We start from the raw sequence: 12,219 nt of genomic DNA, 5'->3' as shown, positions 1-12,219 counted from the left end.
GGAACCAGGGTCGGCCCGAGACGGTCGCGTGATGGTCGCCGGGAGGACGCCGGACACGACCGCTGCGGTGGCGAAGGGGGTGCGAGTCGCGGGGATGCACCGGCGCGCGTGCCCGCCGCGGTCCCGATGACGACAGCCGGTTCCCCTTCGAATTCGACGAAGCGAGAATGTCTCGTGCAGTCGGACAAGAAGGGCAGTGATGCGCAGTGCTCGTCGTCGTGGATCCGGTCACGCAGGTCGAATGGGTTGTCCCCCCGTTCGCGACGGTCGAGAGCACTCTCGCCAGAGCGGCACAGGCTCGCGAGGGTGAGCTCGCCCGCGTCGTCATCGGTCCGGATCACGGGACCCCCTACGCCCTGTGGATGGACTACGCCGCCGTTCATGAGCCCGACGCCATCGGTATCCCGCCTGCGGTGGCGCAGGATCTGAGGGAGTGGCAGGAATTCTGGAGTCGCGGCTTCTGGCCGGAGGCCCGGTGGTCCAGTCCGAGTCAGGAGGCGATCTTCGAAGCCGAGGGTGAGCGCCTGCAGACAGCGGTGGAAGCGCTTCTCTGGAACGTCGCCGTCGTCGTTCGCGGCTTCTGACGGGGCGTCGTCTGCAGCGGTGTATCCGACGCCCCGTCCAGATCGTCGGAGTTCGTCTGGACAAGCAGATTCTCGAATGTCGGCACGATTCTCGCGGTTGTCGTCTCGACAGGAACGCTGTCGGCGACACCCCCGCTTTTATGAGAGATCAGGTCGACTGCTCGGTCGCGCACAAGAGGGGCGCTCATGCAGGTGCTGAGGTGGTCAGTCCCGCAGGCCGACCGTTACCGCCCGGCTCTCCGGCGCCTCGATCAGGTTCTTCGCCACTGCGGCCGAGAGGTAGGACGTCGCGTCGTGCCGGCGCAGGGTGACAATAGAGGCGACGGCTCGCACCGCCAGGACGATGGGAGCGAAGCTCGGCCCTGAGGTCAACCAGTCTCCGACCGCGACGCCGACCTCGGTCATCGGGATCAGCAGAGTCATCGGATCGAGTCGCCCGCCGCCCTCGCCTTTCAGAGGTCCGGACGCCCGGTGCAGCTCCGTGACGCGCGCCTTGTAGGTGAGGAGCGCGTCCTCGAGCTCCCGGCCGTCCTCCGCCTCGGCGACGGCGAGCCGCACGTCCCGGAGGCCGTCGAGGTACCGGGCGAGCAGCTTCTCCTTGCTCTGCCGGAAGGCCACGATGTCGTCGAAGGTCGCATCCTGGTGTGGCTCGGGGATGTCGTAGAGCGTGAGGGCGAGTGCGCGCTGGTCGGAGGCGTCGTCGATCGCGAACAGCGCCTGGCGGGCAGTCGCCGTCGTGGCCACGCCGTACTGCCAGCCCTTCGCCTGGCAGAGACGCCGGCCGCAGACGAGGAGCGCGGGGACGAGGTTCTGTCTGGTCGCTCGGAACTGAGAGCCGTCGCGAGAAGCCGGCCTGAGGTAGTCGTTCTCGACGAGCCAGTGCTCCAGTTCGTAGGGGAGCTTGCGGGCGAACAGCCTGTCGGACTGCTGCCAGTCGTCGGTCGTGAACGTGTACCGCTTTGCCGCGCGGACGCACTCGCTGACGGCCCGCTCTCGAGTCGATTCGTCGAGGTCATCGAGGTGAGCGGGGACCCACCAGCCTCGCTCCTTCATCTCGGCCAGCGTCTCGGTGCGCGGGAATCCCCGTGGAGCGATCGTCGAGAACCGCTCGCTCAGCAGCAGGGCCTTCTTCATCTCCGTGTCGGGCGGAACGATGAGCGGCGACAGCAGAAGGGTGTCGTCGAGCGTGTGGGTCATGGAGTTCCGATCGTCTGGCCGGTGGTGCTTCAAGCCACTCGTATCGAGATGTGTACTCCGGCGTCACTTCTGTCACGGACGCACGCGACGGGGGCCAGGAGTACTCGCACCCTGCTTCTGGCCGATCCCGTGCGCATCTGCGGCCCTCGCCCTTCTACTCGGGGCGGTGGTAGCCCTGAGAGTAGGCCCGACGCTCCGATCCGGATAGGGCCGGAATCGCTGCTCCTCAGGCGGGCCGCCACTCCTCGAGGTACTCGGCGACCGTCTTCGTCTTCAGGTCGAGCTCGACCGGCCCGAGGAGGAAGTGCGGGTCGGTGAGACCGGCCTTCACGCGGATGATCGGCCAGCTCGGGTGGAGGCGCGGCCCGATTGGCGAGAGGCGGAGGCGCCACGGCACTGGCGCCACCACGATCACTTCGCCGCTGCGGTCGGCAAAGCGGCGGCCGGGTCGACCTGGTTGCTAGCCGAAGCGCTCGTGGTTCGAGAGTCGGAGCAGGTGAAGACGCTTGGTCGAGTCTTGCAAGAGTCATGCGAGACGTGTTAGCTTCGTCTTGTTCGAATCCTACCCACCATGAAGAGGAAAAAATCATGTCTGACTATGTGATGGTCCCCGTCCCCGAGAGCCTCGTGATCCCCGTGATGCGCCTCATCGCCGAGCACGACTCCGCCGATGAGCGACTGCGCGGTCGAGGGTCGGCAAGAGTCGTGGATCACGACGACACGGAGGCCGAGGATTCGCGGGAGTGGACCCTCGAGGAGTTCGAGGTCCTGCGATCCGGCGAAGCGAAGTCCATCAAGCTCTTCTGCGAGGTCCTCGACGTCCTCGCCGCGGCGTCGCCGTCGGCGGTCGCCCTCGAGGACGTGGCGAAGGTGACCGGCGTCGAGCCGCTGACCATGCAGCGCGCGTTCGGCCGGGCAACGGTGTGGATGAAGAACCGCATGGGCGGCGACACCCGCTGGCCGATCTTCTGGCCCGGCGACGGCTGGGCGATGACGGAGACCAACGCCTCGCTGTGGAAGTCGCTCGCCGAGTGAGCGGTGGGATGTGGTGATTCTCGTCCTCCGTGCCTGAGGCCTCGTGTCGGCTAGCGATTTTCGGGGGCCGGAGCCGGCCGGCCGCCGCTGGGCCGTGGGTGCGAGGTCAAGCCGGGCGGTCCGAAGCGCTCACGATCGCTTCTCCTTTCGCATCGGAGCCTGAGGTCAGCACCGCGGGGCGGTATGGAAGCGGCGGCGCGAACTCCTGGATGCGGCCAGTGGGATCACTGGAAACGAGTTCTGAGACGCCAGAACGGATCTGCTCTTCGAGCCCGCGCGATGATCTGCTCTCAGATCATCCGCTGCTGCTGACAAGTGCGTTGTCGTGCGCCGCCAGCTCGCCCACGAACCACTCGAGCACCTCGACGAGTTGCAGTCGAGCAGACCGATCGGCGAGGACATCGAGATCGAAGGATGGGCGCTTCTCCAATCGGTCGGCGGGCAGGTCGACGCCGCTGACCGCGTTGAGGCGGCTGAGCAGCGCCTGTCGGAGCGTGACGGAGTCGAACGGCGGTCGGCTCGGCATGTGCTGGAAGACGACCTCGACATTGCCGCTCGGGTAGATGGTCAGCGGCCCGATGCTCTTCTACGCAGGCGCGGGGCCGCGTGCGACGAGGAAACACGGCTTCTCCTCCGCGGCGCTGAAGTCCATGACGCCTCCGAGACGTTCCCACTCGTCAAGGGGCTCGACGAAGCCGTGGACGGTCGACGGAGCCTGCCGGTCGGCCACGCCGGCGAGGAACTCGGCTCGCTCGATGTTCCCCTCGTTGAGCGCGGAGTAGACCGGAAGCCCCTCTTCCGAAGAGAATGCGCTCCTTGCAGTAAGGGATATCGTGGATTCGGTAGACCTCTCGCAGCGATTACTGCAATCGACGTACGCTCACGTTCCATGCAAGTCGAAAATTTGATGGAGACACACTATGAAAGCTGTGGACGCGAACCTGCTGGAGTTGTTGAAGAAGGCTGATCGTTTCGTCGTACCGATCTACCAGCGCGTGTACTCGTGGGGCGAGGCGGAGTGCGGACAGCTCTGGACCGACATCACGCGCGCCGGAGCCCGGGACGGGCTCAGCAGTCACTTCACTGGCTCGATCGTCTACATCGAGCGAGGCCAGGGCACCCGGACATCGAGCGAGCCTGACCTCCTCATCGATGGGCAGCAGCGCGTGACGACGGTGACGTTGCTGCTCGCGGCCCTTGCAGCTCGTCTAGACGAGCTACCCGAGGAGGAACGGGAGCCGGTGGCGGGGTTCGCCCCACAGAAGATCCGCGGGCTGTACTTGACGAACCCGTTCGAGTCGGGGGACGGGTTCTTCAAGCTGATCCTGTCGCAGCGAGACAAGGAGGCGCTGAAGGCCGTAATCCGAAACGCTCCCCTGCCGGTCTCAGATTCTCGGGTGATCAGCAACTACCTCTACTTCGTGGGCCTACTGCGCGGAGCCTCCACTGACGCCATCGTCGACGTGTGCCGTGGCCTTGCCAAGCTCGTCGTGGTCGACGTGAAGCTGACCCGGGGCACCGATGATCCGCAGCTCGTTTTCGAATCGATGAACGCAACGGGCAAGAAGTTGTCCCAGGCTGATCTGATCCGGAACTTCGTGCTGATGGATCTGACGCCCTCGCGGCAGGAGCGTCTCTACGAGGTGTACTGGTTCCCGATGGAGCGGCAGTTTCAGGGAGCCGACGAGGGCCGCTTCGACGAGTTCGTGCGTCACTTCCTCACCGTGAAAACCTTCGCGATTCCGCGCATCGACGAGATCTATGACGCGTTCAAGAGCTACGCCTTTGACCAGGAGCGAGACGGGACCACCCGCGATCAGCTGGTAACGGGTCTGAGCCATCACGCCGGCTGGTTTGCGGCGATGGCGCTCGGCGCGGAGACGAACCCGGCTCTGGCGAAGCGCTTTCGAGAGCTCGACCAGCTGGCCACAGTCGCCTATCCCTTCCAGCTGCGCCTGTACGCGGACTACGTCGCGGGCGTTCTCGACAGTCGAGCGTTCGTTCAGATCCTCGACGCGATCATCGCGTACCTGTTCCGCCGCGCCGTTTGCCGGATCCCCACGAACAGCTTGAACAAGACCTTCGCGACCCTCGCCTCCGCCATCGATACGGAGCACTACGTCGAGAGCGTCTACAGCCGTCTCCTGACCCTTCCGGACTACCGGCGGTTCCCCACGAACGAGGAGTTCGAGGAGGCCCTGAAGACCTCGGACATGTATCACCTGAAGCGGCGCGGCTACTTCTTCCGCGAGATGGAGAACCACGGCCGGAAGGAAGAAGTCTCCACAGCGGAGTACACCATCGAGCACATCATGCCCCAGCACGTTACCCGCGCCTGGCAGCAGGAGCTCGGCGCCGACTGGGAAGCCGTGCACGACCGCTATCTCCACACGCTCGGAAACCTGACACTTACCGGCTACAACCCGGAGTACTCCGACCGGCCGTTCCACGAGAAGCGAGACATGCCAGGCGGATTCCGCGACAGCCCCCTCCGCCTCAACAAGGGACTCGGACAACTCGAGGGATGGAGAGCAGCCCACATCGAGCAACGCGCTGCCTCGCTCGCCGCGCAAGCGGCAGCCATCTGGGCCATCCCCGCACTCGAGGAGCCGATCCTCGCTCAGTACCGGGAACGATTCAGCGACTCCCGACGATTCGACTGGTCCCAAGCGCACTCCATCCTCGATGCCCTCCCCGCCGGACGCTGGACGAGCTACAACAACCTCGCCGAAGCCGTCGGCACCGGCGCGCAAGCCATGGCACGGCACCTGGCCGCATGCAGCAGGTGCGTGAACGCCTATCGAGTGCTGACCTGGGACGGCACCATCGCTGAAGAATTCCGCTGGCCCGACGCCGGAGACAAGCGCGACCCCGCAGACGTGCTCACCAACGAGGGGCTCGCCCTCATGGGAGGACGGGCTGACCCTGAGCAACAAATCTCCGCCGAGGAGCTACTCGCACTCATCGGAGAGGACGAGCGGTAGCACCTTCGCTGGCTTCTAATCCGCGCTGCATGCGCAAGTGTGCCTCTGCGCATGCCGGTGACACCCTCTCTCCACCGGCACGTGCGTGTCTGTAGGTCGGTAGCCCCTTCTTCTGTCAGGCACTGCCCCTCAACCGCTAGCCGCCTGCTGTGAAAGCTTCGAATACCGGACAAAAAGCGCGGCCTCCCGAGTTGCTGTTGTTGGACTACGCAGTCCATACAATTCGTCAACCACGCGGTCGATATCCTCATGCGCCTGACGGAGCTCGGCGGGAGTATCTGAAGGTTTATAAAGCTCGCTGAGGCTCTTGGTGCTTCGAAGCGGTTCGCGAATTGCCAGCATCTGCCGGGTTGCGGCTTCAAGTAGAGAACGCATCGATGTTGGCAACTCCGGCCACGGGAATGAGTTATATGCGAGGTCTGCAGTGATTGTCGGATCCTCCCGCAGGCGACCGCCAACCGCTCGAATCCACGTTTGATACATCTGAGATTGCAAAAACCCCAACAGCCACACTTCCGCCGGGTAGACAATCGTGGCCTTATTAGATGCCACAACACCTGTACCGAAAATCTCAGCGGGTATCCATCGCCGACTGTCAGTCGAATTCTGGGGCAAAGCAATGTACTCGACGTTAGGATGCTTTCTATGCGTGAATAAGTGACCAGGGGTGGCGCGGAAGGCTGCCGTTGGAGACTTTTGGCGCTCTTTCTCGACGGCATTCACGCGCTCCTCGATCAAGGACGACCTCGAAAGCTCAGTAGGATCTGCTCCTTCCATGTACAAGCACCAGATGACTTTGCCAGAGAGCAGCTCTTTGGCCCCCATGTAGCGTCGTAGATATTTCGACGCGATTGGGTCGACCTTAAACGGCTTAACCTCTTCTTCACTCAGCAATAGCAAACCCCCGTCGGTCGGCTGAGAGCCGACCGTCATTCGAGGCAAGCCGCTGATGAAGGGGCTTCGTCTGGGATGAATCTCAACATGTGGAGCTGGCGTAAGCCACCAATTTATCTCGGGGTGCCACGTCGGTGTTGCCTCGTTGCCAACAAACAGCGCGGCCTGACCCGAATACCCAGCCGAGAATCCAATAATGACGACGTGAACGCCAGCAGGGTTTTGTGCTTCGGAGCTCCACAAAAACGAGCGGCGAGCGAACACGATTCTGGCGCCCAGCCGTGTCATAAGCGGGCCCATAACCCTTGCCTGCTCGCCTTGTGCAATGCTGTTCGTCGCCACGAACGCAATACGTGCAGAAACCTGTCGACTGAAATCAGCCGCCTTAGCGAACCATGCACAGACGTAATCGATACGACCGACGCGTAACCCAGTACTCTCGGGAAGAGAGTCGTAAAGACGAGTACGCTCTGCCTGTTGTTCAGGTAGAAGCTTCAGGCCGCCTTTATAAGGTGGGTTCCCGGCAACGATGACTTCGCCATCACCTACAATCTTTCCCCAATCTGCGTCCAGCGACCGACCAACTACGATCTCGGCTCGAGTCTTGAGGGGTAGACGTTCCGGAGCACTTCCGAAGCGGTCCTTCAAAAGCAGGTCGCTCTGGCGATCAACCATGAACATGGCAGTCTCCGCGATGCGTGCTGGCCATTCGTCTACTTCTATGCCAAAGAAGTGGTCGAGCCGAACCAGGAGAGTGCTAGTCCAGTCGGTGTCCAAGGCGACACCGTTCTCGCCGACCTCTTCAACTGACAGTGCTTCGAGTACGCGAAGCTCTAGGTCCCGTAACTCGCGATACGCAACAATGATGAAGTTTCCGCATCCACACGCTGGGTCGAGGAAGCGGATGGCGCCCAAGCGAGTCCACAGCCGACGCAACGAGTTTATTCTCGTCTTCGTGGTGTCTCGGGAGAGAGCAGCGCTCAGATCTGCTCTGAGATCATCTAGGAAGAGTGGATTCAAGGTTCGGAGAATATTCTCCTCCGATGTGTAATGCTCTCCAAGCTGACTTCTTGTCTCTGCATCCCGGACCGCTTGGAACATAGATCCGAAAATAGCAGGACTGATTGTTGACCAATCGACCGCACATGCGCGGAGAATTGCTTCGCGTAGGTCGCTGCCTAGCGCTGGAAGCTTTATTGGCTCCTGAAAGAGGCCTCCGTTGATGTAGCGGAGACCATAGCTAGACAAGTCTGGATCTTCGCTATTTAACTCAGCAAAAAGGTGGGTGAGAGAAGCCCCGAATCCTTGCTGCGAGGCCTCATTATGCTTGACATAATTACGAAATGCGTTTGGCTCCCACATTTCTGTATCATCACCGAACATTAGGAAAAGTATTCGCGCGAGTGTGACAGATATTTCATGATCCCGAACGCGGCGATTGTAGTCGGTCGGATATGCTCGTTCGAGCGAGGTGTACATGTCAACCATGAACTTTGACGCTTGCTTTGATTCATTTCTCGATTCAACATCGAAGGCCTGGCGTAATCTTGACAAAACAGTATTGACGTCCAGCACTTCGCTCGAAGGGAGACGGATAACCTCTAGTCGTGCTTCGAAACGGTTGTTCACCTCGCCGATACGATGGCGATGGGACGTTAGTCGGGAGGCGACGCTGTTATCGAGGATGCGGCGAGATGGCCACCGCCATACTTGGTCGACCGCATTGTGAAATATGACCAGCCGGTCCGTCGAGACTCTACCGATTTCGCGATCGAGGAAAGCTTGTGCTGTTGTCGACGGAAGTTGCTCACAGACCCAGACTCGCAACCCAAGAAAGGATGATACGTTGTGAGCAATTAGCGAGGAGCCGTCTTCAAGTTGTACGTCCACTGGCTTGCGGTCCGGAGCGTGCCAATTCAGATCTTCTAGAAATAGGGTCTGGAAATCGAGCGAATTGACGCGTTCAATTAATCTCATTACTCCGCCTTCACTACGCCGATTGAGCAAACAATCCGCATTTCGTCTGTCTCGGTCGTGCCGATGACGAGGCGGTCCTCCGAATGGAGCCGGTTCATCAGATCAAGTACGTCGCTGTCGGAGTACCTGTTGCGGCGAGCAAGAGACAATTGATTTGTTGCATACGCTGTCAGAGAGCGCGCGTGCAGCGCCCCCAGCGCGTCCTGCGCAGACTCCGACCCAAGCGAACCACCGAACCGGTTCCACGCCCACTTTCGGATCCCCTTCAAATTGCCCATCGAGGCCGCCTCGATCGCAAGGGGCCCTCGCACCAGGCCGGCCTGCCGCTCGAAGTGATCTGCACGACGTTGTCTCGCCGGTGTCGTCGGTTCCGCGTAGAAACTCCGAAGTGCCTCAGATTGAGTCAAAAGACTTTGGCTGCCGTCAGCATCGTTGTACGTTGCGAAGGCCTCCGTTCCCCCTTCGGTGCGTACGAAACAGGTGACTCCACCATGGCTCTCATTCGCATATTCGGACCGGGTACTTTGAATAAGATCGGGCAAGGTCAGAGCGCGATTGGCCGCGTCGGGACTTTCTTGTTGTGCTTTGGTCCAAACCAACCAAGCCTCACTTACGGCATCGGCCTCGCCGTCAAGTTCGTCATCATCATCGGTCATCCGGCCATTGTAGAAATCATCCAGAATCTTGACTTCGCGTTCTGTCCCGAAGAATTGCTCGTCAGACCCAAACGCCTCAGCGGAGGCATTAAGTCGTTCCTTTATGCGGGTCCTAAGGTTGATTTCATCGTCAATCTTGTCGTGACTAAAGATGTAGACATCAACTTCGTCGGATTGCTGCCCAACCCTGTCAACTCGTCCGGCTCGTTGGATTAGACGAATAATGGCCCATGGAAGGTCGTAGTTCACGACAATGTGCGCATCCTGAAGATTTTGGCCTTCGGACAGTACATCAGTCGCCACGAGAACATTGATCGAATCCGGCGGTACAATAACCGAATCGAGCGTTTGACCGGGAAGGCGGTTTGCCACCGGTGCAAATCGACGTGCAATTTCGGAGGGATCGGTAGATTCGCCAGATGCGAGACCGACACGCTCCACCCCCGCTGCGACCAGCGATTCCGACACGTACCTTGCTGTGTCTAGATACTCGCTGAAAATTAGCACCTTTTGATTGGGGTGGGTCTGCTGGATTAGCTCCACAAGTCTTGTCATCTTAGAATCGGTCGAGCGATCCCAGGATCCAAAACGAGCTAACAACTCCGATATCGTTTTATTATCGGCTTTGAGATCTGCGCGAAGCGAACTGGTAAATACCGTGCTGTTGATCCATTTCGTCTTCTTGGATGCATTTTCACGGATCTGAGAGTATCGCTGCTCGGCTGTGCCGACCGCGGTGTCTTCGAGCTCGATGTCCTTGTCGCCTAAAGTTATAAAAGATTCACTGAAGCTGCCAAGCGGTAGTGGCAAGTCGTTCTCAATTGCGTAACAAAATATTTCATTTCGGGCTTTTTGGCGCTCAAGGGATAAGATGAATGAGTGTCCTGACGATGATAGTCTCTTAAAGAGCCCGGTTCGGACGAATCCACTAACGTTGCCGCGCCCGGATCGGATATCGTCGAGGTATCGGGAGTCATCGGGACTCTTTGGAGCTCGCCGATTCTCATAGTCCGCTAGCCGATAGCGTGGCAGGTTGAGAGACGAGACAGCATTTAGGGTTGTATCATCTTCCATTTTGGCGGCGGGGTCGTCTGAGCTAAAAGCAAGAGGGAGATGATGTGGAATCCGTGTCGGGAAAAAGAAGTTAGTTCCGTCTGAGAACTTGAGGTAATCCCGAGTGCGCGTCGTTCCATCTACGAGGGTCTCTGTGACTCGCTGGGCGGTCCGCTTCACGAAGCTTCTTGTACGACGAACGAGATGGTCTGACATGAGGCGCCGCCAGTCGTCTGCTTCATCAGAAAGCTTGAAGGCATCCAGTGTGTTTGTTTTTCCGTCGACTTTGTCTGCTAGCTTGGGGTCTTTAGCGAGAGCTGCAGACGGGACGATACCGAGGTCCTCGTCTTCTTCAATGTATAGTGCAAGTTGGTTTGCGACGTCTGTGAAAGCGAGATTGTATGGCGTTGCTGTGAGTAAAAGCACCTTAGAGTTGTTCCGTCTTACGTATGAGCGAACGGCCTCATATGCGCGGGTGCTTTCGTTCCGCAGATTGTGCGACTCGTCGCAAATAACAAGTTTGAATAATTTCAGATCGGGCAAGAGTTTATGCGCCATTGAGTACGGTACAACTCGCGCCCCGTCCATGTTGTATGCATCGATGTGGCGTTGCCACATGTCAACTAGATTTTTCGGGCAGAGAATCAAGGTTGTGTAGTCCTCGGCGGATTGAAGCATGAGGGACGTTGCTACCGCAGTTAAGGTTTTACCCAAACCGACGACGTCGCCGAGCATTGTTCCGCCTCTACGCACGATGCGTCGGGCAAGTGTCCTGACGGCGGTTGCTTGGTAATTGAGAAGAAGGTCTTCCATGGATTTCGGAAGAACGTATCCCATTCCGTCGCGTGCATCCTGCGAGAGCGCATGACATACTTTTAGATAGACCTCGTATGGCGTGGGTTGCTCAGGGTCCCCCCACGACTCTGCAATTAGATCGATAATGTCTTCTGTGATGTCGAGAGAGAATTTGTCGGCCCACCGCTCTTCAAACCAGTGCGAGAGCTTTTCCGTTGCATCGTTGTCGGGAACGTCGATGTTTAGTTCGAGGTTCGTGCTTAGGCCGGCAGCTGTAAGGTTAGATGAGCCAAGGTAGCCCCAGGATGGGTTCTGATGAAGGCCTTCAGTCAATATGTATGTTTTTCCGTGCAGTGGACGGCGAGTATAGACCTTCATTTGTACGCGTCCCTCTTGAAGTTGATCTTTCAAGAGTTGTAGTGCTTCAAGTCCTGATTGGGTGGGTAAACCCCGCATCAATTGAGTTCTGAGGTGTTTCACCAAGCGTGATCGCTGTTCAATGGCTTTGCCAATGTCCGGGATACCTGCGCCCATAGCTGGTTCTTGTACCTGATCTTGCAGTTCGGCGAGGATCGCGGCGGCATCTGAGGGTGCAATCATGCCGACTAGTATCCGTGCGACAGGAGAACCATCGGTCGGTAGTGCCTTCGTTTGAATAGACGGACCCAAGTGGTCCCAGCCTCGAAGGTCGATGTAGCCGGTCGCTACGTCGACTCGCTCATAGTGGTTGTCGAAGGTTGCCCTGATGTCGGCGCCCAGTCGAGACGCTGGCGTCAGGTTGTCGAAGATTTGAGGCACGGATCGATCTTGCCGCATCTAGCGACGTCTTCAGCAGGGGCCGAGGTGGGCGGTCTCCGTGTCGTGTGGCGTGGGTCCCTGCGGGATGCGTTCGTTTGCCAGTAAGGTCGGCGCCTTCAAACCGGTGTCCGGTCGTCTCGCTGGTGCTGCGACGGAGTCGATGGCCCGGGACGCTCACGGAGCTTTAGGTTTTGCTGTTGCTTCGTCTGAGACGACGATGCAGGCGGGGGGCCGGTCGGCTCGGCG

General features: G+C 59.5%; 8 protein-coding genes. 3 read left to right on the top strand and 5 right to left on the bottom strand.

What is annotated here, in order from left to right; translation table 11 throughout:
* Positions 1–206 precede the first annotated feature (206 nt).
* Positions 207–584 carry a hypothetical protein gene (locus C5D08_RS01065; protein ID WP_104275439.1) on the top strand — a complete coding sequence of 126 codons (378 nt, stop codon included), beginning with the start codon at positions 207–209 and terminating at the stop codon, positions 582–584.
* Between the two features lie 204 nt (positions 585–788).
* Here the strand turns inward: C5D08_RS01065 and C5D08_RS01060 are convergent, their stop codons facing one another.
* Positions 789–1,781 (bottom strand): hypothetical protein, encoded by a 993-nt coding sequence (locus C5D08_RS01060; protein ID WP_104275438.1) that lies wholly within the window; start codon positions 1,779–1,781, stop codon positions 789–791.
* Positions 1,782–2,007: 226 nt separating this feature from the next.
* On the bottom strand, positions 2,008–2,190 hold the full coding sequence (locus C5D08_RS16590) for a hypothetical protein (protein WP_181110148.1): 183 nt from the start codon (positions 2,188–2,190) through the stop codon (positions 2,008–2,010).
* 179 nt (positions 2,191–2,369) lie between these two features.
* Here C5D08_RS16590 and C5D08_RS01055 point away from each other — a divergent pair, with 179 nt between their 5' ends.
* On the top strand, positions 2,370–2,816 hold the full coding sequence (locus tag C5D08_RS01055) for a hypothetical protein (protein ID WP_146086093.1): 447 nt from the start codon (positions 2,370–2,372) through the stop codon (positions 2,814–2,816).
* Positions 2,817–3,111: 295 nt separating this feature from the next.
* Here C5D08_RS01055 and C5D08_RS01050 read toward each other — a convergent pair whose 3' ends face one another.
* Positions 3,112–3,342 (bottom strand): hypothetical protein, encoded by a 231-nt coding sequence (locus C5D08_RS01050; RefSeq protein ID WP_104275436.1) that lies wholly within the window; start codon positions 3,340–3,342, stop codon positions 3,112–3,114.
* Positions 3,343–3,745: 403 nt separating this feature from the next.
* Between C5D08_RS01050 and C5D08_RS01045 the strand changes: the two genes are divergently transcribed.
* Entirely contained in the window at positions 3,746–5,800 is a 2,055-nt protein-coding gene (locus C5D08_RS01045; RefSeq protein WP_181110150.1) for a DUF262 domain-containing protein, read from the top strand.
* Between the two features lie 129 nt (positions 5,801–5,929).
* On the opposite strand, the gene C5D08_RS16585 is transcribed toward C5D08_RS01045, so the two are convergent.
* Both C5D08_RS16585 and C5D08_RS01040 read right to left on the bottom strand, forming a co-directional pair.
* Positions 5,930–8,671, bottom strand: coding sequence for a DNA methyltransferase (locus C5D08_RS16585; protein WP_146086094.1), 2,742 nt, complete (start codon positions 8,669–8,671; stop codon positions 5,930–5,932).
* Positions 8,671–11,973, bottom strand: a complete 3,303-nt coding sequence (locus tag C5D08_RS01040; protein WP_104275548.1) for a helicase-related protein — start codon at positions 11,971–11,973, stop codon at positions 8,671–8,673. Before C5D08_RS01040 ends, C5D08_RS16585 begins: the two co-directional genes overlap by 1 nt.
* Positions 11,974–12,219: the final 246 nt, after the last annotated feature.

The organism is Rathayibacter sp. AY1B6 (assembly GCF_002932755.1).
In the GTDB taxonomy this organism is placed as follows: Bacteria; Actinomycetota; Actinomycetes; order Actinomycetales; family Microbacteriaceae; genus Rathayibacter.
The sequence above is the reverse complement of the archived record's forward strand: the minus strand, read 5'-3'. Positions and strand labels throughout refer to the sequence as shown.

Bases quoted from the DNA above. Each gene is read 5' to 3' on its own strand.
- C5D08_RS01055 (WP_146086093.1), top strand. From the start codon at position 2,370: ATGTCTGACTATGTGATGGTCCCCGTCCCCGAGAGCCTCGTGATCCCC.
- C5D08_RS01060 (WP_104275438.1), bottom strand. From the start codon at position 1,781: ATGACCCACACGCTCGACGACACCCTTCTGCTGTCGCCGCTCATCGTT.
- C5D08_RS16585 (WP_146086094.1), bottom strand. From the start codon at position 8,671: ATGAGATTAATTGAACGCGTCAATTCGCTCGATTTCCAGACCCTATTT.
- C5D08_RS01050 (WP_104275436.1), bottom strand. From the start codon at position 3,342: ATGCCGAGCCGACCGCCGTTCGACTCCGTCACGCTCCGACAGGCGCTG.